This window comes from Photobacterium sp. AWH4_225 (assembly GCF_056158405.1).
The window spans coordinates 2,698,533-2,717,795 of the sequence record NZ_JBSWTF010000001.1; the positions used below are offsets into that span (position 1 = coordinate 2,698,533).

General features: G+C 48.1%; 18 protein-coding genes. 8 read left to right on the forward strand and 10 right to left on the reverse strand.

Annotated elements, in window-relative coordinates:
* Window positions 1–10 precede the first annotated feature (10 nt).
* The 7 genes from ACXAD4_RS12585 to ACXAD4_RS12615 form a co-directional block, all read right to left on the reverse strand.
* Window positions 11–406, reverse strand: coding sequence for a DUF2391 family protein (locus ACXAD4_RS12585; protein ID WP_475242772.1), 396 nt, complete (start codon window positions 404–406; stop codon window positions 11–13).
* A 92-nt stretch (window positions 407–498) separates the two neighbouring features.
* Window positions 499–849: a RidA family protein gene (locus ACXAD4_RS12590; protein ID WP_475241804.1), complete on the reverse strand. Its 351-nt coding sequence runs from the start codon at window positions 847–849 to the stop codon at window positions 499–501.
* A 207-nt stretch (window positions 850–1,056) separates the two neighbouring features.
* Complete coding sequence (locus tag ACXAD4_RS12595) at window positions 1,057–1,908, reverse strand: MaoC family dehydratase (RefSeq protein WP_475241806.1); 852 nt, start codon at window positions 1,906–1,908, stop codon at window positions 1,057–1,059.
* An 83-nt stretch (window positions 1,909–1,991) separates the two neighbouring features.
* Window positions 1,992–2,609: a molecular chaperone TorD family protein gene (locus ACXAD4_RS12600; RefSeq protein ID WP_475241807.1), complete on the reverse strand. Its 618-nt coding sequence runs from the start codon at window positions 2,607–2,609 to the stop codon at window positions 1,992–1,994.
* A 93-nt stretch (window positions 2,610–2,702) separates the two neighbouring features.
* Entirely contained in the window at window positions 2,703–3,479 is a 777-nt protein-coding gene (locus ACXAD4_RS12605; protein ID WP_475241809.1) for a dimethyl sulfoxide reductase anchor subunit family protein, read from the reverse strand.
* A gap of 3 nt (window positions 3,480–3,482) precedes the next feature.
* On the reverse strand, window positions 3,483–4,100 hold the full coding sequence (locus ACXAD4_RS12610) for a DMSO/selenate family reductase complex B subunit (protein ID WP_107300087.1): 618 nt from the start codon (window positions 4,098–4,100) through the stop codon (window positions 3,483–3,485).
* Between the two features lie 12 nt (window positions 4,101–4,112).
* Window positions 4,113–6,545 carry a DMSO/selenate family reductase complex A subunit gene (locus ACXAD4_RS12615; RefSeq protein WP_475242773.1) on the reverse strand — a complete coding sequence of 811 codons (2,433 nt, stop codon included), beginning with the start codon at window positions 6,543–6,545 and terminating at the stop codon, window positions 4,113–4,115.
* A 612-nt stretch (window positions 6,546–7,157) separates the two neighbouring features.
* Here ACXAD4_RS12615 and ACXAD4_RS12620 point away from each other — a divergent pair.
* From ACXAD4_RS12620 to ACXAD4_RS12630, 3 genes are all read left to right on the forward strand, one after another.
* Window positions 7,158–7,796, forward strand: a complete 639-nt coding sequence (locus ACXAD4_RS12620; protein ID WP_317522051.1) for a LysE family translocator — start codon at window positions 7,158–7,160, stop codon at window positions 7,794–7,796.
* A 417-nt stretch (window positions 7,797–8,213) separates the two neighbouring features.
* On the forward strand, window positions 8,214–8,717 hold the full coding sequence (locus ACXAD4_RS12625; RefSeq protein ID WP_475241810.1) for a hypothetical protein: 504 nt from the start codon (window positions 8,214–8,216) through the stop codon (window positions 8,715–8,717).
* Between the two features lie 185 nt (window positions 8,718–8,902).
* Entirely contained in the window at window positions 8,903–9,325 is a 423-nt protein-coding gene (locus ACXAD4_RS12630; RefSeq protein WP_475241812.1) for a hypothetical protein, read from the forward strand.
* A 126-nt stretch (window positions 9,326–9,451) separates the two neighbouring features.
* Here the strand turns inward: ACXAD4_RS12630 and treC are convergent, their stop codons facing one another.
* The 3 genes from treC to treR form a co-directional block, all read right to left on the reverse strand.
* A complete protein-coding gene (gene treC / locus ACXAD4_RS12635; protein ID WP_475241814.1) occupies window positions 9,452–11,131 on the reverse strand; it encodes an alpha,alpha-phosphotrehalase in 1,680 nt (559 codons plus the stop codon).
* A 102-nt stretch (window positions 11,132–11,233) separates the two neighbouring features.
* The gene (gene treB / locus ACXAD4_RS12640; RefSeq protein ID WP_475241815.1) at window positions 11,234–12,658 is read right to left on the reverse strand and encodes a PTS trehalose transporter subunit IIBC; all 1,425 of its coding nucleotides are present in this window, start codon (window positions 12,656–12,658) and stop codon (window positions 11,234–11,236) included.
* A gap of 260 nt (window positions 12,659–12,918) precedes the next feature.
* On the reverse strand, window positions 12,919–13,863 hold the full coding sequence (gene treR, locus ACXAD4_RS12645) for a trehalose operon repressor TreR (protein WP_475241816.1): 945 nt from the start codon (window positions 13,861–13,863) through the stop codon (window positions 12,919–12,921).
* 406 nt (window positions 13,864–14,269) lie between these two features.
* On the opposite strand from treR, the gene ACXAD4_RS12650 reads away from it, so the two are divergent.
* The 5 genes from ACXAD4_RS12650 (at window position 14,270) to ACXAD4_RS12670 (ending at window position 19,211) form a co-directional block, all read left to right on the forward strand.
* Window positions 14,270–15,436: a Card1-like endonuclease domain-containing protein gene (locus ACXAD4_RS12650; protein ID WP_475241818.1), complete on the forward strand. Its 1,167-nt coding sequence runs from the start codon at window positions 14,270–14,272 to the stop codon at window positions 15,434–15,436.
* 290 nt (window positions 15,437–15,726) lie between these two features.
* Complete coding sequence (locus ACXAD4_RS12655; RefSeq protein WP_475241819.1) at window positions 15,727–16,032, forward strand: isoamylase early set domain-containing protein; 306 nt, start codon at window positions 15,727–15,729, stop codon at window positions 16,030–16,032.
* Between the two features lie 191 nt (window positions 16,033–16,223).
* Window positions 16,224–17,363 carry a tetratricopeptide repeat protein gene (locus ACXAD4_RS12660; RefSeq protein ID WP_475241821.1) on the forward strand — a complete coding sequence of 380 codons (1,140 nt, stop codon included), beginning with the start codon at window positions 16,224–16,226 and terminating at the stop codon, window positions 17,361–17,363.
* A 16-nt stretch (window positions 17,364–17,379) separates the two neighbouring features.
* Complete coding sequence (locus tag ACXAD4_RS12665) at window positions 17,380–18,894, forward strand: reductive dehalogenase (RefSeq protein WP_475241823.1); 1,515 nt, start codon at window positions 17,380–17,382, stop codon at window positions 18,892–18,894.
* Window positions 18,894–19,211, forward strand: a complete 318-nt coding sequence (locus tag ACXAD4_RS12670; RefSeq protein WP_475241824.1) for a hypothetical protein — start codon at window positions 18,894–18,896, stop codon at window positions 19,209–19,211. Before ACXAD4_RS12665 ends, ACXAD4_RS12670 begins: the two co-directional genes overlap by 1 nt.
* Window positions 19,212–19,263: the final 52 nt, after the last annotated feature.

The following is a 19,263-nucleotide window of genomic DNA, read 5'->3' on the forward strand; positions in this document are numbered from 1 at the left end:
CTTATCAAAACTATTCTTTATCAAAGCTGTCGACAACGATAGCCCCCATCGACGCTGGCATGGCGATAACAATAATACGTTTGAACGATGTCACTGGGTCTGACAACAAGGGAAGCTTATCTAATGCGAGCAAGATGAGAGAAACCACTATAGCGGTAATAAGGTAGGCGATAACAATGCGAAAGACGAAACCTGCCAGCCGGTGCTTTACGTTACCCTGGAAGACACTTTCGTAAGTAAAGACACCGAGGAAGAAAACCGCTAGGCAAAACAGCATGATCAAATTTGGTGTGGGCAAGGTTTCACCTAGCCGCCATGCTTCTTCTGAAAAGGAAATAGGGACAGCAAGGGCAAATGCGCCGACACACACTTGGCTTGCGTCCTCCATATTAAAATTCAACATGATGTTATCCAGCAAAAATACCGTACAACACCATCATGGCTCATTGCATAACAAAAAGATAAATTTGTTTCTGCGCTAAGTGATCGTTGATTGAATTAACCAGCCGCCGCCACAAACGCCATTTCAACCAACAGGTTCGGATCAGCTAGCTCGACTTTGACACACGCCCGGCTTGGTGCGCAGCCTTCAGGCAACCACGCTTCCCAAGCAGTATTCAACGCATCGAAATTGGCAAAATCGGTGACATAGATAGTCACAGACAACAATCGGGATTTATCACTACCAACACTGGCCAGCATCTCTTCGGCCTGGGCAAAAATCTGGTTAACCTGACCGGTCATATCGGCGCTGGTATCTTGCTCTGCCACTTCGACAAAATGGGCAATGCCATTGAAAACCGTTACATCTGACCACCGCTTGGTCGGGTTAATACGCTGAATATCCATGCTACTTTCCTTTGATACCCAAAGTTTGGCACTTGGGTTTATTGATTGTTAGGACGATATAATAGCGAAAAATCGTCTTGGCAGAATCTGCTAACTCACTCAAAACGTAACTATTTATAAATGCCAAGTTATAAGTAACGAGTTATAAGTCCCAGGTTATATTTGCCAAGCTGCGCGGCTAATACACTGATTCAAAGTTCGCGAGCCTCAACGGTACTGCGCCTCTACCAGAGGTTTGCCTTCACTATTGATTAGCCTTAGCTCACCTTCCCCCTCCTTCTTTTCACAAATCTCCAATTCTGCCGTTGAGGGCAAAAACGCCGGGCGACGGAAGATAAACTTAGCTTGGCTAATTGGGGGCTCAATTACTGCAAACATCCGTGCGACAGAATACATGCCGTGGATGATCGGTGCCTTAAAGCCAAATGGCTTTGCGGTTAGCCAATGAAGGTGAATAGGATTGTAATCCCCGGAGACGGCTGCATAGCTTCTTGCCATCTGAGGTGTCAGCGCCAACGTTTCCAGTTTCGCCCAAACAGGCGGTTGCCCTTCAACATCATCTGAAGAATCGGTTGGTTTTTTCCGGTTATTAGAGGCAGGCGGCTTACCTCGCAACAGACAGCGGCTGCGGTAGCTTGCCTGATAAACGCCATCTAGGGCAAAACGCCCCTCAAGCTCAAACTCCAAGCCTTTGTCGGTTTGAATACACTCGATAACACCCAGCGTGAAGTTGTAAGCCTTGCCGATTTGCAGTGGCGTTTGTTGATGGAAACTGACATGGGTATGGATCAATCCCAACAACTTCAGAGAAACGGATGGATGGGTAAGTAACAGCAACTGGGCGGGTTGTGTGGCCACAAACAGATAAGGGAGAGAAAGCTTATCCTGCGGCAAACCACAGCATTCGTTGTAGCGATTGACGTTACCTATATCAAACGTAAAACCATCAATAGCCAGGGTTATCGATGGCAAAGGCTCGCATCCCTTTTTCAGCATAGCCTTGGCTAATAACGCCACTGAAGACGGTAGCTGGTTTTGCTTGATACGAATCGTTGTCACGCGCTGTTCCTTTCGTTGTGGCGTAAAGCAAAAAAACCGAGCTTAGCCCGGTTTTTACATCATATTATTTTATCCAAGCCATCTTACTTAAATAAAGGCTTCTCAGCTGGCGATAGCTCTAGCTCTTCAACCAAAGAAGTAAGATATAAATGTGCGATCTTGGCAAGACTCGGATAGAACGGCGAAATCCCTTCTACCTGCTGGAGAACCTCAAGATAACGGAATGCCCAAGGCAATAGGTGCTGCTCTAGCAGTTCAGCGCTGGCATCAAACTTTTCGGATTCCAACAGCTGGGCAAAGGCCAGCATCATCAAACCAAATTGATCATCAGGCTCTCGCATTTGGGTATCGAGCACAATGCCACTGCTCGCCAGAAAACGGCGATATTCAACGGTAGACTCTCCCATCACAATACTTTCTCTATCGAGATAAACAGAGCCCCACGGTGGCGCTGGCATTTCGCCTAGCCCTTCAAATAGCAAGCTAAACTCTTGGGCTAACGCTTCATGCCTAGATTCAGGTTTAGCTTCATCTTGAACCTCAGCAATCATCGCTTGGACAAGGGTTTGAACCTTATCTTGATACTGGCTTTCGAAATGCTCAGGAAGATCGGCGAGTGCCGGAAGAATTGCTTCAGCTGAAGGATGGGAAGGCGAGTAATAAAACAGAAAGCCTAGGATCCTAGGTACAAGGGTGATCATCAATTTTTACCTGGCTGTTGTCATCAGTAACACTAATCTCTATTTGCCACTGCCCACTTCCCCATTAAAGAAGTGGGCAGTAAAAGCATCAGCTTACATCGGGATTGCCCAAAGGTTATAGAAGGCAACGCGGCCAATCAACTCACCAACAAGCATGACACCTGCACCGGCAATCAACAATGGCTTTGCTGCGCCTTTCTGGCTGAAGATACCACAGCCAATCAGCACAGCAACCAGCAGTGCTACAGCTTGTGCACCCCATAGGCCATATTGGTTTACAGCCAATTCAGGTGCTGCCTGAGTAACAAATCCAATGTAATCAGGCTTCGCCGCCAGGGAAACCAAAGCGCCGACAGCCAAGGTCGCAAAACCCAGCTTGTGAGCGCCCAGCATTAAGGCGAACGCACCACCAGCAACCAGCACCGTCAGCCACATCTGCAGTGAAGTATGGGCAGTATCCCAGCTTGCCACTGTTGCCAACTGGTATACCTGCGGGATAGACCAAGCGAAAAGCAAACCAGCTAATACTGTCGCTTTGTTGGCCAGCTTATACAGAGACTCTTTCCCCGGCATAAAGCTCAGCACGACGGTTGCTACCGCGCACGCCATAAACACACCACTCAAGATGATCTCGTTGCTCATTGGCGATCGGCCTAAGCCGAACAGCAGGTTGAACGCACGTAGCGGCTGGCCCATATGTAGGCCACCGATTGCCGAACCAACCAACAGCAAAACTGCCGCAACAATATTGGCTGTTTTCAGCTGCACATCGCTGATTTGCTTGGTGGTGAAAGCCAACAGTGACAATAGGAAGATCCCCACTGCAGCCTGGCCGAATACCGTGAAAAATACTAATGGTAATTCATGCATGGCTTAGATCTCCTCTGGGTTCAGTACAGCGCCTGTCGAATCCCCTGTCGGGCGCGAATCAGCATGAGCTTTAACAACCAGGTTAGGTTTGGTCATTGATGGGTTTGGCAGCGGTGCAATGGCATTCTGCTGGCCGTAGCGCTCACGAAGCACCTGAATTTCATCGAAATCCAACGCACGCTGCGGGCACGAATCGACACAGACCGGCTTCTTGCCTTCTGCAACACGTTCGAAACAGCCGTCACACTTAGACATGACTTTCTTCTCGGCATCGAACTGCGGCGCGCCATAAGGACAACGCATTTCACAGTAGCGGCAACCTACACAGGCATCTTGGTTAACCACGACAAGGCCGTCTTCCTTACGCTTGTGCATCGCACCGGTTGGGCAGCCTGCCACGCAAGTTGGCTCATCACAGTGGTTACAAGAAATAGACAAGTAGTAGTTGAAGACATCTTGTGTCCAGGTATTGCCGTCTTTCTTCCAGATGCCGCCACCATACTCATACACACGACGGAACTTAGGACCGATATCCTGATCCTTCTCGTCCTTACAACTTACCGAACAGGTTTTACAACCAGTACACTTCGCTGAGTCTACGAAAAAACCGTATTGCTTCATTTGTTATTCTCCTTAGACTCGCTCAATTTCTACAAGGTTTGTGTGTTGCGGGTTGCCTTTCGCCAACGCCGTCGCTCTCATTGTGGTCAATGTATTGATACAACCACCCACATCGACACCGGCCTTGTTCTTCTGTGCCCATGCCCCCTCAGGGATAGCAACTGTTCCAGGAATAATGCGTGCAGTCACTTTTACCGGCATACGCAAACGGCCACGGTCGTTGAATACCTCTACTTGGTCGCCATGCTTGATACCGCGCTGCATCGCATCGATTTCGTTCATCCACACGGTATCTGGCGCCACTTCTTTCAAATGCGCAACCGACGCATACGTTGAGTGGGTATGGCCTTTGGTGTGGAAGCCGGTTAGCTGTAGCGGGTATTTCTTCAGCATCTCGTGATCTTCAATACCTTCTACCGCAGGGTGGTAAACCGGGATCGGAGAAATATCATCGCCTTCCAGCATCGGGCGCTCTTGGGCAAGCTCAGCTAGCGCTTCAGAGTAAATTTCGATCTTGCCCGATGGCGTTTTCAGCGGGTTCGCTTCTGGGTTGTCACGGAAATCTTTCAGGGCGATATGCTCGCTTGAATCTGCCAGGCGGCGATCAACCACGCCCATACCATCGGTCTCGGCAAACGTTGGGAGCGCCGGGTTATTCTTGCGAACCTGGCCGTAGGCGTGCTCAAGCCATTGCTCGTAGGTACGGCCTTCAGTGTAAGCTTCCTTGAGGCCCATTTTTTCGGCGACTTCTGTCAGCACATCGTACACACGGCGGTTTTCCCACATTGGCTCAATTGCCTGCTGAACACGCACCATGTAGTGGTAAGCACCTGACTGGTATGAGTTATTGATCAGATCATCCGTTTCCATGGTCGACACATCCGGTAGCAGAAGATCGGCATAGCGGGCAGTCGGTGTCATGTGGTTATCCCACACCAGGTTGAACTCAAGCTTTGACTCATCCGCCAAGATTTCATGGGTACGGTTAAGATCAGAGTGCTGGTTGCCCGCTACGTTACTTGCGTAGTTCCACAGGAATTTGATGTCGGTAGACAGTTTTTCAACACCACGAACATGATCAGCTTTTGCCGTCATTTCCGAGCCGCGCACAATGGCATCTGTCCATAGGAAACATGGGATAGATGCTTTAACCGGGTTTGGCAGTGCCAAGCCAGATAGTACGTAAGGAACACTACCGCCCCAAGTACCAATGTTGGTGCCATGGCGACCGAAGTGGCCGGTCATAATAGGCAGCATCATGATTGCCCGAGAAGCCTGCTCACCGGTTTGGGTCCGCTGAACACCCCAGCCTTGGGAGATCCACGCCGCTTTTGCACCGGCAATTTCGCGTGCAAGCTGCTTGATACGTACCACAGGGATACCGGTTAGTTCACTCGCCCACTCAGGGGTTTTCTCTACCTGATCGGCACCCAAGCCAAGGATGTATGACTTGTAAGAGCTGTTCTCCGGTGCACTTTCAGGCAGGGTAGACTCGTCCCAACCCACAGCGAAGCGGTTTAGCATCTCCTCATCAATGAGATCTTCTTTGATCAAGGTGTGGCCCAACGCAGCAACTAGCGCGGCATCAGTACCTGGTCGGATTGGCAGCCACTCACTGGCAAACGCTGTCACACTGTCGGTGCGGCGCGGATCAATTAAGATCACCTTGGCATTGCTCTGCTCAAGGGCGTGGTAGATCTCAGCAATCTGACCACCACCAGACATGCGGGTTTCAGCCAAGTTTTGGCCAAACATCACAACAAGATCAGAGTTTTTGATTTCAGAGAATAACGTTTGTTGCTCAGTACCGTAGATGTTGCCCGCCTGACCAAAGACATAAGGCTGGATAGCATTCATCTGCGCTTCAGAATAAGTGTTGTGTGAACCTAGGAAACCACCCGCCACGTTCAACAAGCGACGACAGGTATTTGGCCCTTGTAGGTTACCGCCGGTTAGGCCAGAACCGTAGTTGTAATACACCGCTTCATTGCCATACGTCTCGATAACACGAGAAAGTTCTTTGGCAAGGATCGTCGTGGCTTCATCCCAGCTAATACGCTTGAATTTACCTTCGCCACGTTTACCGACACGCTTCATTGGGTACTTCAAACGGTCAGGATTGTAGGCACGGAAACGTGCCGAGCGACCGCGCAAGCAAGGACGGATTTGATGCTGGCCGAAAATCGCCTCATCGACGCCATCTTCAGGAGAAATTTTTACCGCTACGCCATCACGTACATGGACTTTAAAAGGACAACGGCTGCCGCAGTTTACCAAGCAAGCACTGTACTTGATGGTCTCTTCGCCGGCAGGTGCCGCCTCGGTCGCAGACGCTTTAAATGGGAGGGTCATTGAGCTTGCTGCCGCAGCTGCGCCAGTTACCGCCGCCGACTGCTTCATAAACTTCCGTCTACTTAATAAGTAAGACTGAATTTTGTTAGTGATAGTCATTAATAATGCCTCTTTGTAATTTGTAGGCACTATTAATCAATTAGTGGTAGCTAAATATGATCTCTATCAACCTGATTCTGGCTCATTATTAAAGAATGTAACACAGTATTAACGGATCATGAAAATCAAAACTTATTCAATATAAACAACAACCTAAACCACAAATAAAAATGATAACCATTATTAATGGTCGCCTTTATATTAACCTTAAGTGAAAAGCTGACTATTTATCGCTTTTTCCATAATGAAAACACGATTTTCCAGTCAATTTTTGATTAGAAAACTGATTTTTCATATAAAACCATTAGCAATACATTTGCCTCATACACCGATAAAAAAAGCACAATTTAAAATCATCTTACCCCGAGTAACAATTAGACACACGCCGAGTATTCCTTTTTAGCTCTTCCTCAGTGCGATGGCGAATAACGTTTTACCGGCACAAAGCCACATAACTCTCACCTCTCGACTCTCGCCTGTTAGCACAAAAATTCAACACGACAGCAACATGGCAAATAAATAAACCAAAAAATGCAATTCATTCGTTTAAATCAACCACAAAAAGGACTAGAATCCAGCACCTTGTAAATCAAACACCGAACTGCCATGATTGATCTAACTGTTTTACCCGTATATTTAACTGCTGTCATCGCCCTACTCCTTATCCCTGGCCCAGACATGCTGCTTATTGCCAGCTCTAGCCTAAGCTATGGAAAAAAAGTGGGAGTTTTTGCCAGCTTGGGTAATGCAACCTCTGGATTGATCCTTACCCTACTGGCAGCCATGGGGGTTTCAGCCCTCATTGCGATGAACCCTATCGCCTTGCAGGTACTTCGTGTGTTAGGTGGTGCTTACCTATTGAAAATGGGCTGGGATTGTATGCGCACCCAGCCTTCTGATGCACCAGAAGTCGAGCAAAGCAACAGTGTCGCTAAAACGCTTTACCGCCGCGCGGTGATCAGCAATTTGCTTAACCCGAAAGCCCTGATTTTCTTTGTCTTGTTCCTGCCGCAATTTGTATCCACCCAGGTTACGGCAACGTCTGGCGAACAAATGCTAGTGCTTGGCCTGCTTCTTAACGTCCTTGGTCTGCTGTTCAACCTGTTTTTGGTCACCATGATTGGCAGCCTAGGCCAGCCACTTCTGAAGAACGAAAAGTTCCGCACCAACCAGCATAAGTTCATGGGCCTTATCTTCTTTGTTTTGGCGATTTGGTTATTGGCGTCACAGGTACCTGCTGTATAAGTCACCTGTAAACCTAGACTCAATAGAAAGGGCATCTCTGAGAGATGCCCTTTTTAATTATAGAGTTGGTAAAGAACAGATACCTTATATCTAATATTTATAAACAAGAATATCCTTACGTCGACTAAATACATTGTCATTTTTGATATTACATTTCACATCATATTAAGACATAAACTAGTCGGCATTATCAATTCAACTAATCTTTACCTTCCAGCCAATCAATATTGCTCTGAATCAAGAGTTATCCACTTTCCGGTTAATTCTACTAAATAGCAGGTTAGGAAAAAGTGAACATCATGATTATCAATATCATGGTACTTTCCAGTCTCACACTGTTAGGTAAAATTCAGCAGGTAAAGCGAGGAAGCCTTTATCAGATAAATGGCATCTTCCTACCCACAGCGAGAACACATTATGCAATCAGCTGTTATCAAAGTATTCGAGTCCAAGGACGAGGTACGCTACACCACTTGTGTCAATGCTCACATGTATGAGATCACGACAGATTTTTCAATGTCCCGCGAGAGAGCCATCGAGGAACTATTAGTCTCTCATGATATTGCTGCGAAAGGTTCTATAGAAATAAGAGATATCCAGGTATTGGAAGAATCAGGCTTGCATACTGAGCTCAATATCTATGCTTTTTATTTCCCTGCCCATGTAAACGTGTATATTCGAGCAGTACGAGATCCACATACCTTTATCTTTCAAGTCGACATAGCAGATGGCCATTATCATTACTCGTCCAGCCATCCTCTGCGTGCCAGTGACTTAACAAGAATGTCTTTGAAATCACATTTCCCCGATATCCGAGACTTCAAAATCCTGTTAGAAAAGAAAGATACAGAGAAGATGCCGTCCGAAATAGCCGTCAATGAATATTCACAAGTGCATATGATGGCGAATGCAGTGATATGAACATCCATGACTTCCTGTCAATTCTTCACAATATCATTATCTTTGCCGTTTTTCTGATCATTGCGGCAAAGGTGGCAATACGGTTTGAAACGAAAAACAAAAGCAATAATAAAAATAAATAACATACAAAAATTATCTAACACTATATTTTCTCGTCAGGGAAGATATAAAGGAGAGGATGAGCAATGACTCCTTTGAAATATATTTTAGAAACCCACCAAGAAATTAATATCAACACCGATGAGCTAATGACAGTACTATCGCATACCGCCTTGGGTGTGTGTATGAACAAGCCACTGGATCGTGGCCGATGGATAAAAGACTACCTCATCAAAGTTAAGCCGAACTTTACGCCGAAAGGATCTGCCTGGAAGCTCATCGATGGTTGCCTCAAAGAGTCGACGCCTAATCGTGTGGCCCGCTGCTTCGAAACCTTCTATCAGTTTTATTGGGGAACCCGCCCCTATGCTGCCGCTAGGCCGCTGCCGGGCCAAGTAGCGAGAGCCAACGCCCGCATCGAGGCCTATTGCCGACTCAAAGATGCAGTCACAGCAAACTCGGCCTCCGAGCATGGTTCTTCTCAAGGGTATCTGGCAATGGCATCATGATGGGGAAGCTCACTACTACAATAAAGCACCCTAATACAGAAAAAGCGCCATGCGGCGCTTTTTCAATATCAACTCTATTTATAGTTACTTGGTGATCGTTACCTGGTGATGGTCACTTGGTGATAATTACCTGGCAATCAAAATGATCCGAGTTTCATACGGTTTCAGCGTGAAACGGTTTTCCTGCGCCACCTTCATTGATTCGGCATAGTTTGACAGCAAGCACTCACCACTTACCACATCCAATCCTTCCGGCAATTCACACTCGACTTCTTCGCCGTAGTAGTTGTTCACACATAACAAGATCTGGCTGTCAGATTCGCGCTTGTAACAGAAGATACGATCGTGCTCTGGCATCAAATCGGTGTAATCACCTTCAGTGATCACTGCCACTTCTTTACGCAGTTGAATAAGCTGACGGTAGAAATGGAATACAGAGTTCTCATCCTCAACCGCTGCTTTGGCATTGATTTGCGGATAGTTCTCGGCCACTTCGAGCCAAGGCGCAGCCTTCGAAAAGCCCGCATATTCACTGTCATCCCACTGCATCGGGGTACGGGAGTTATCACGGGATTTCTGCGCCAGGATCGCGATCATCTCATCATGAGCCACACCCTGCTGGTTCACCATGATGTCGTACATGTTGGTGCTTTCAACATCGCGGTATTGCTCAATCGAGGTATAGCCCGGGTTGGTCATGCCGATCTCTTCACCTTGGAAGATATACGGGGTGCCCTGCATCATATGGACCGATGCACCCAGCATTTTGGCAGATTCCACACGGTAATTCACATCATCACCCAAACGGCTGACTACACGCGGCTGGTCATGGTTACACCAGAAAAGTGCGCCCCACCCTTTGCCATTCAGGCCTAGCTGCCAGTGGTTGAAGATGGATTTGAGCTGATGGAAATCAAACGGTGCTTTGGTCCACTTCTCGCCATTTGGGTAATCCACTTTCAAATGGTGGAAGTTGAACACCATTGACAACTCTTTGCCATCGAGCGATGAGTATTGCTGGCAGTGCTCAAGTGTGGTTGAAGACATCTCGCCGACTGTCACAGAACCATACTTTTGGAACACGGCTTCACTGATTTCCTGCAGGTATTCATGGACACGAGGGCCGTCAGTATAAAAACGACGACCATCGCCAATGTCGTCATTCGGGAAGTCTTGTTGCTTGGAAATCAAGTTGATCACATCCAGGCGGAAACCATCAACGCCTTTCTCGGCCCAGAAGCTAATCACTTCTTTGACCTCTTCACGAACCTTTGGGTTTTCCCAGTTCAGATCAGCCTGCTCTTTGGCGAACAAGTGCAAGTAGTATTGGCCAGTGGCTTCGTCCAGTGCCCAGGCATTGCCACCGAATTTCGACTGCCAATTGGTTGGCTCAGCGCCGTCTACCGGATCTTTCCAAATGTAGTAATCACGGTATGGGCTGTTCTTGTCACCCAGCGCTGACTGGAACCAAGCATGCTCGGTTGAGGTATGGTTAACGACAATATCCATGACAATCTTGATACCGCGCTGGTGCGCTTGCGCCAGCAATTGATCAAAATCGGCCATGGTGCCGAACTCTGGGTTGATATTGTAGTAGTCGGAAATATCGTAGCCGTTATCAATCATTGGCGAGCTATACACCGGCGTTAGCCAAATCGCATCGACACCCAAGGTCTTGAGGTAATCTAGCTTGGCAATGATCCCTTGAATATCACCGGTTCCCTTGCTGCCACTGTCACAGAAGCTTTTTGGATAAATCTGGTAAATCGTAGCGGTACGCCACCATTCAAGTTGCTCTTTCAACATAATAACCTGCACACTTAAAAAATCAGAAAAAGGTAGCTGGCCTTAAAAATCAATCGACCAGCTACAAATCACACAGGGCTTTCCCCATTGCCTAGCACTTACCTAGGCCGTTGCTTCACTCAGTTCACCTTTTGCCTCAGCACGCTTGTACATGAACAAGGTCAGTGCCATCGGTACCACAACAGCGACAGCCATTGCGATGAAATACACCAGCCAGTACTGCGGCTGAATAGATAGGATGCCCGGTAGGCCACCAACACCGATACCGTTCGCCATCACACCTGCGCTACCACAAATTGCTGCGGCAATCGCCGAACCAATCATTGCACTCAGCATCGGGAACTTGTACTTAAGGTTGATACCGTACATGGCAGGCTCAGTTACACCTAGGTAAGCAGAGATGGCAGCAGGTACCGAAATTTCACGCTCGTTTGCTTTCTTGCTGATAATGATGATGCCAACAACCGCTGAAGCCTGAGCAATATTAGATAGGGCAATCAGAGGCCAAATCGGTGTACCGCCCATTGATTGCATTAGCTGCAAATCAACAGCATTGGTAGTGTGGTGGATACCTGTGATCACCAGTGGAGCATAGAGGAAACCGAAGATCATCGCACCGAAGATAGCGAAATCACCTGTCATCGCAGCCTGCGCCGCGTAACCCACACCGTCGCCAAGCATACGCCCAAATGGACCGATGAATGCGTGGGCAAGGACTACTGCAGTAATGATTGAAACAAATGGCACAATCACTAGGTATAGGTAAGCAGGAATCACTTTTTTCAGATTGGTTTCAATCAGTGCCAAGGCAATACCAGCTAGCATGGCAGGAATGACCTGAGCCTGATAACCGACCTTTTCAATGGTGAATAGGCCAAAGTCCCATACTTCCGGTAATTGCTGGCCTATCAAATAGGCGTTCATCAACTGCGGTGACACCAGTGTCACACCCAGTACGATACCCAGGATTGGCGTACCACCCAGTTTCTTAACGGTAGACCAACACACACCGACTGGCAGGAAGAAGAAGATCGCTTCGCCGATCAGCCATAGGAAAGAGTGGACAGTTGCCCAGAACTGGCTGATTTCAGTCAGGGTTTGGCCATCGAACATCTTGATGTCGCCGATGACATTACGGAAACCGAGGATCAAACCACCGGTAATAATAGCTGGCAACAATGGGACAAAGATTTCAGCAAGATGGGAGATCCCACGCTCCAGCAAACTCATATTCTGGCGGGCAGCGACTTTTGCTTCGTCCTTGCTAGCGCCCGACTGGCCGGTATATTCATTCAGCGCTTTATACACTTGATCAACTTCGGTACCGATCACCACCTGAAACTGGCCTGCATTGGTAAAACAGCCTTTTACCATGCTCAGTTTTTCAATTTCCTTAATTTGCGCCTTGTCTGTGTCTGCTAGTACAAAACGCAAACGGGTTAGGCAGTGGCTGACGCTTGCAATGTTGTCCTTACCGCCGATTAACTCGACCAAACGCTCTATCTGCTGTTGGTTAATCTTACTCATGCCGATTGTCCATCGTTATAAAAATAGGAATGTGTTGGGTTGTCTGTCTTTGTTCACTTTCAAATGAATGGGAATGTTCCCACTCGATGTAACAAATAGTGTCAGATCCGCTGACCGATGAAAATGGGAACATTCCCATTTCGTGAATCAGTTCACAACCTACGCCTATAGCTTAACAGTAAATTAGTGATCCAGATCTTGCTCGTTGCAGATTGAGATTTTGCTGGAGGTATTGAAGCATCCTATTAATAAGGTGCTTGTTAATAAGATGCCTGCTGGATGAGGTGGGTCACTTCTTGCTGGCCAGACAGTTGTTTGATCAACAGCTGGGCAGAGACTTTCCCTGCTTCAAAATAACCCGGGTCGATACTAAATGTATTAGGGAACAAGAAAGACAGCAGATCCGTTGCCCCTACCCCTGAGACCTGAATATCAGTACGGCCAAGCTCTTGCAGGCGTTTGGCAACACCCATCGCCAAGGTATCACTGGCGCAGACAATTGCTTCTGTGCCCTCGCCGAGTACCTGATCGGTAATGTGGTAGGCACTGTCGTAGCTCAATTGCCCAGTCTGGTAACTCGGCGTAATGCCTAGCTTGCGGCAGCTGTCGAGGTAGGCATTGAGGCGAAGCAAACCCGTGGTACGGTCTGACTCATCAACACCGATATAGCTGATAGCCTTTTTGCCATTAGAAACCAGCTTGTCCATGGCAAGGGCAATTAAACCTTGGTGGTCGTAATCGACCGAAGAAATGGCGTCGGTATCTGTTGCGATGACCACCGCTTTGTGACCCAGCTTTTCGATGCTGGTGAGATCGCAACCGGAGAAGCCAAACACAATCACGCCATCGACATTGCGCTTTTGCAGCACGGCCAAGTGCTCATTTGTTTTCTCTGCACTGAATTGGCTTTCCATGATCACCGCATCATAACCAGCTTTGTAGATGACATCGAGAATACCGCTGACCGCTTTGTTTTCCGACGGTGAATCCAGACGTGACAGAATGACTCCGACAACCTTGGCACTGCCGCCGCGCATTGCCTGGGCTGACTTGGATGGCACGTAACCGGACTCACGGATCACCTGCTCGACTTTTTCTCTAGTCGCTGGCTTTACTTTCGGATCATTGGTCAGTACACGGGAAACGGTTGATTTGCCAACACCTGCCAATTTGGCAATGTCTAGGATGGTAAGTTTCTGGGTCATAATCATTCTGGTTATTGGTTTCACTACCTATTGTCACTGAGAACGGGATAATTTCAATCATTTTCCTGACACAAAACAGCAAGCTGCAGTCAGGTACACAATTTTCTGCCAAAAAAAGCTTCAGGGATGGAACAAAACTTCATTTATCCTGACAAACCCTTACACAGCTCAGACATTTCTTTGAAATTATTCAATTAAGTTATTACCAAAGTGCCCATGAACCAACGCACTTAAAACAAAAAATATAGACATAAGCAACAGTGTGACTTGATTTTATTGAACACTGTCCGCATATATTAAGAATGACAAATAAAAAGCGCCACTGACTGACTAATACGCACGGGCCACCCTTTGTACCCCATTATCGATGAGCCGGCACAGTCGCAGCTAACGCTTAAGGAATTTTATGATTACACATGTTGGCATAATCGATCAGGACCCCGTAAGACTGATCACTCCCCTTCTCGACCATGGCGTCCCTGCCGATAAGATGATTTTTATCGGAACAGAAGCGCAACAAGAACAATACGACCGACTAGCGTCTATCTTGATACCTCGCAATATCGAGGCCGAGTTTTTCATTATCCCTGATTCCATCAACATCACCCGCATTCGCGCTCGCATTATCGAGCTGGCAGAGAAACTCAAAGCCGCCCAAACCGACGTCTGGTTCAATGCCAGTTGTGGCCTCCGCCACCGTCTCCTCTCCGCCTATGAAGTATTCCGCACCTACCACTGGCCTATCTATGTGATTGAGCCGTTCAGCGATGAAATGTGCTGGCTATACCCGGCGGACCGCGAGCAGCAACAAGTCGAAGATCGCATTCAACTTACCGATTACCTCACTATCTTCGGCGCCCGTTGTGAATTTCCCGAAAGCCTAGTACCCGAAGAGCTCAACGAGCAGCTTTGGGAGTTAGGACAACGCTGGGCAAGCTCAGCTCTGGAACTTGGTCCTGGCCTTGCCACCCTAAACTACTTGGCGACCACTTGCCGTAAAGAACAGAAGCTTGATGTGGCACTGAGTGAGAAACAACAAGGCTACAAAGAATTGGGCATGTTGCTCAACGACCTAGAAGAAACTGGCCTTGCGACCTACCAAGATGGCATTTTGACCTTCAAACATGAAGAAGCCCGTCGATTTGCCAATGGCGAATGGCTGGAGAACCTAGTACATAGCACGGTAAGTGCGATTCAAAGTGATCTACCGACCATCCAAGACCACTCTCTGGGTGTGCAGGTCTACCGTCAGATCGGCGATCGTGAAGTACGAAACGAGCTTGATGTTGCTACCGTCGTGAACAATAAGCTCCATATTATTGAATGTAAAACCAAGGGCATGCGTGACGACGGTGACGATACTCTGTACAAACTGGAATCGCTGCGGGATTTACTCGGCGGCCTTCAGGCCCGTGCCATGCTAGTGAGTTTCCGCCCACTGCGCCATCACGATGTAGTCCGAGCCCAAGACCTTGGCCTTGCGATTATCGGTCCGGATCAACTTGGTGACCTACAGACCCACCTACATAACTGGTTCAAAGATGCCGGTGGTCAGAGTCACAATATCGCCTAATTGATATCGGCGCTTATCTCAACGAATTTAAGGGGGAACATATGTTTCCCCTTTTCTTTTGGCTTTATGGCCGCAAAAGGGGCTTTTCATGATGAATTACCCGCAATTCCAAACTTTGATGTACACAGGCAATAAAGGGGCGCCACCTTGGTGCGCCACTGCCCCAAGATGGAGCGATCACAGCATCAAATATCACCTTACTACAACGCCAGCAGGCCGTTTATAAGCCATTGATTACTGGCATTTAAATTGCTTACTCCTAGTCATTAGCTTTAATTCAAGGAGTGATAATGATTAAGAAGCGCTTTTTTAAAACCAAAGATGAAGTTGAAATCACCTTCGAGTGGCCACAAGCAGTAGGTACACCGAAAACCGTTGCGGTATCGGGTGATTTTACCCAGTGGCAGGCTACCCCGATGAAGCTGAATAAAAAGAAAATCTTCAGCCTGAAGCTTCGCTTACCCAAAGACGAGCAATATCAATTCCGCTATCTGATCAATGGCTCTGAGTGGCAAAATGACCCAAGCGCCGATGCCTATATCCAGAACGGTTTCGGCAGTGACAACGGCCTAGTTTCTACGCACAACAGCCTTTAACACTTAGAAACAAAATCAACAAATACAAAGGGCTACATTGCATGTAGCCCTTTCATTCCTCTGAAATCTATTGATTAAAATCAAAGTTACCAGCAAAGGGCATTTTTCTACCCAAAACGGGTTATTTTATACCTTTTGACCATTTACCGATTCCACAATACTTGAGCTGATCTTTCATCAAGGATACCCGAATGATTAGCAGTAAGTGGATTGAGCTATACCAATATCTCAAGGGACAGATCTCGCAGCTTCCCGACTCAACCGACATAGTCGCACCGCTCAATGAGCGCCTGCTGTTCTTAAAAGTACAGTTTCCCAAACAGAACCAAGACCAATCAATGAGCTGGGAAAGCGACGACTCCCGAGCAGACAGCCATAGCGACTGGTTAGAGCATGAAGCCTTCACGTTTGTCATCAGTGATATTCTCGCCAAACATAGTCTCACCCAAGCCCAACTCAAATTCTTGTTCGAGACCCTAATGGCCGCACAGATGTGCCAGTTAGCCATGGTTGCTATCAACAAACATAAGCACCAACTCAGCACAGAAGAATTCAAAACCTATTGCGGTTTGGTCTACCAGCAGCTGGGCGATTATGAGATGGCTAAATCAATGTTTGAAGAGGCAATAGCACTCAATACCCACAATCCCCTGCTACATTGCCACCTGGGTTTTACTTACTTGTACCTTGGCCAAAGTGAAATGGCCGAAACAAGCTTCAAACAAAGCATTGCCACTGACCCCGATTTTATCGGTGGCTACCAGAACCTTGCGGGTCTCTACTACCAGGAAGGCAACTTCGAGCTTGCTGCACAACTTGCCGAGCAGGCCTACAACAAAGACCAGTCATTGGTTTCAACCTATATTACCGCCACCAGCAGCTACCTGGCTCTGGGCAATAGTGAGCAGGCTGACAACTGGATAGCTCGAGCCTTCGAACACCAAATCTCATCCATTGAGCTGGTAAGGCTGGCTGGTATTTGTGCTCATCAGCTTGGTCGGCTTGAAGAGGGGCTTGAGGCGTTAAACCAATACCTCAGCGTGAATCCAAATAACTACGATGTCCTGAACATCCGTGCCCATATCAAGGCAGACCTCAAACTATTCGATCAGCTCGAGCCGGATCTCAAACAACTGCTTACCTTCGAGCCGCATGACGAATGGGGACTCGAGCAACTATTCCTTTGTTATATCCACACAGGACAATGGGTCGAAGCACAACACATTATGGTCGAGCTCAACAAATTATCAGGCCACTACAAAATTACTCACCGAGCGCTCATCGATACCATCAACAAGAAACTGAGCCTCGATATCGTCGAATTAAGCTAATACACAGGGAGCAAACGTGAGAGAGAAAACAGAACCAGGCGTAGCCAATACATCGCGGCGCGACTTCCTCAAACTCGGTGGTGTCGCGGCCGCCACTGCCACGGTAGGTGCCGCCGCTGGTGCGGGCTTTGTACTAGGCCGAGATCCGGATGCCAATGTCGGCTGGGGGCGCACCGAAGCAGGCAAGGACATGTATTTCAACCGCGAGCCTTTTCGGGTTGATGTTGCCCCAACGATGGAAGTGGTCAGTGAGCCAGTCCGTCCTGAATGGAGCGACTTCCTGTTCCACCGCACCCGCGCATTGGGTAAAGAAATGGGCAATGGCTGGGTACCGACCAGAGATTGGCGTGATATTCCCAATGAGCAAGTACGCGAGTATTACTCCCGCCACCCTGAGCGCTGGGATGACATGTACCAGTCATTCGAGGAGAAAGCCAAGCACGATCAGAATATCGAACAGCACCGAGACCGATTTGCCTTGGCGTGGGCCTATTCTGCAGCTTACCTGAAAGGTAACAGCAGCAACTTCCCTCCAAAACCCAAAGGGCATCCTGATGAGGTCGATTTCCAATGGGTAAAACGCGAGCCTCAGCCCTTTAAATCGCCCAAGCACGCGTCTGAGCTTATCAAGAAGATGGCGTTCAAATTCGGCATGAGTATTGTCGGCATCACCAAGCTTGATCCGAGCTTCGTGTTCAAAAACACCATGCGCGGTATGCCAGGCTGGGACGAGAGCATTCCGAAGCACTGGAAGAATGTGATCATCTTCGGTACTCCTATGAACTGGGATCCGATGTACGCATCTATCGGTTACTCAACCTCATATGATGGTTACTTCCGTGCCAAGAATGCCTCGGGATTAATGGCAGCCTTCCTGGGAGAACTAGGTTATGCGGCCCGCCCACAATGGCCGGGTTCAGACTACGAAATAGTGGTGCCTCCATTGGCTATCCAAGCTGGGATGGGCGAAGCCGCCCGAAACGGGATCTTACTGACCCCAGAGCTAGGACCCAATATCCGTCTAGCCGCTGTGATCACCGATTTGGATCTAGAGCCAGACAAACCTATCGATACCAAAGTGAAGCACTTCTGTGAAGAGTGCAAAATCTGTGCTGATTCCTGCCCGAGTGGTTCAATCAGCAAAGCCGACAAACCGGATGCCGTGGTTCGGGGCTACCGCAAGTTCGATTTCAATCAAGACAGCTGTTGGACCATGTGGCGTCAAGGTCCGACCGAAACCGCTATGGGGTGCCGGGTTTGTATCGCTGTCTGTCCATATACCCGCAAGAACAACTGGATCCATGCACTGGTCAAGGAAACCGACCCACGCGATCCAACCGGGCTAACGCGTAAGACGCTATTAGCAATGCAGCATAATTTCTTCTACTACCCAGAGGCAGAAGCTTATCACGGCGACTGGAACGGCGGTCGATTTGCCGGCTACCATCAGCCCCCGGAATGGCTACGTAGTGAGGAATACCTCAAGGTCGAGAAGACATGGGACTACGACGGTAACTGGGAGGGCTTCTAATGTTTCCGCAATCAACAATTTTGGACCCATTGTTCTGGATGGCTTTCGGTGCCTTGCAAGTACTGGTCTTTGCCGGGGCTAATCAGTGGGCCAAGCAATTCGAGTTAGGGATGAACTGGTGGAAATGGACACTGGTCGGCAGTTGGTGGGCTTCAATGATTCTCACCATTGCTGGGGCATTCACCTTGCTGGGTGAAAACGAAGGCCTCGCAGGTTGGTACTTCCTCGGATTTGTCGGCACCGGGCTGATAATCGCTGGGGCTGTACTGCTCAGAATCCTTATCGCCTTGAAACCCAAGCAAGCCATCGAAAACTAATTCAGATAATTAATCGATCACAAAGGAAAAGGGCCATGAGACATCTAACCAA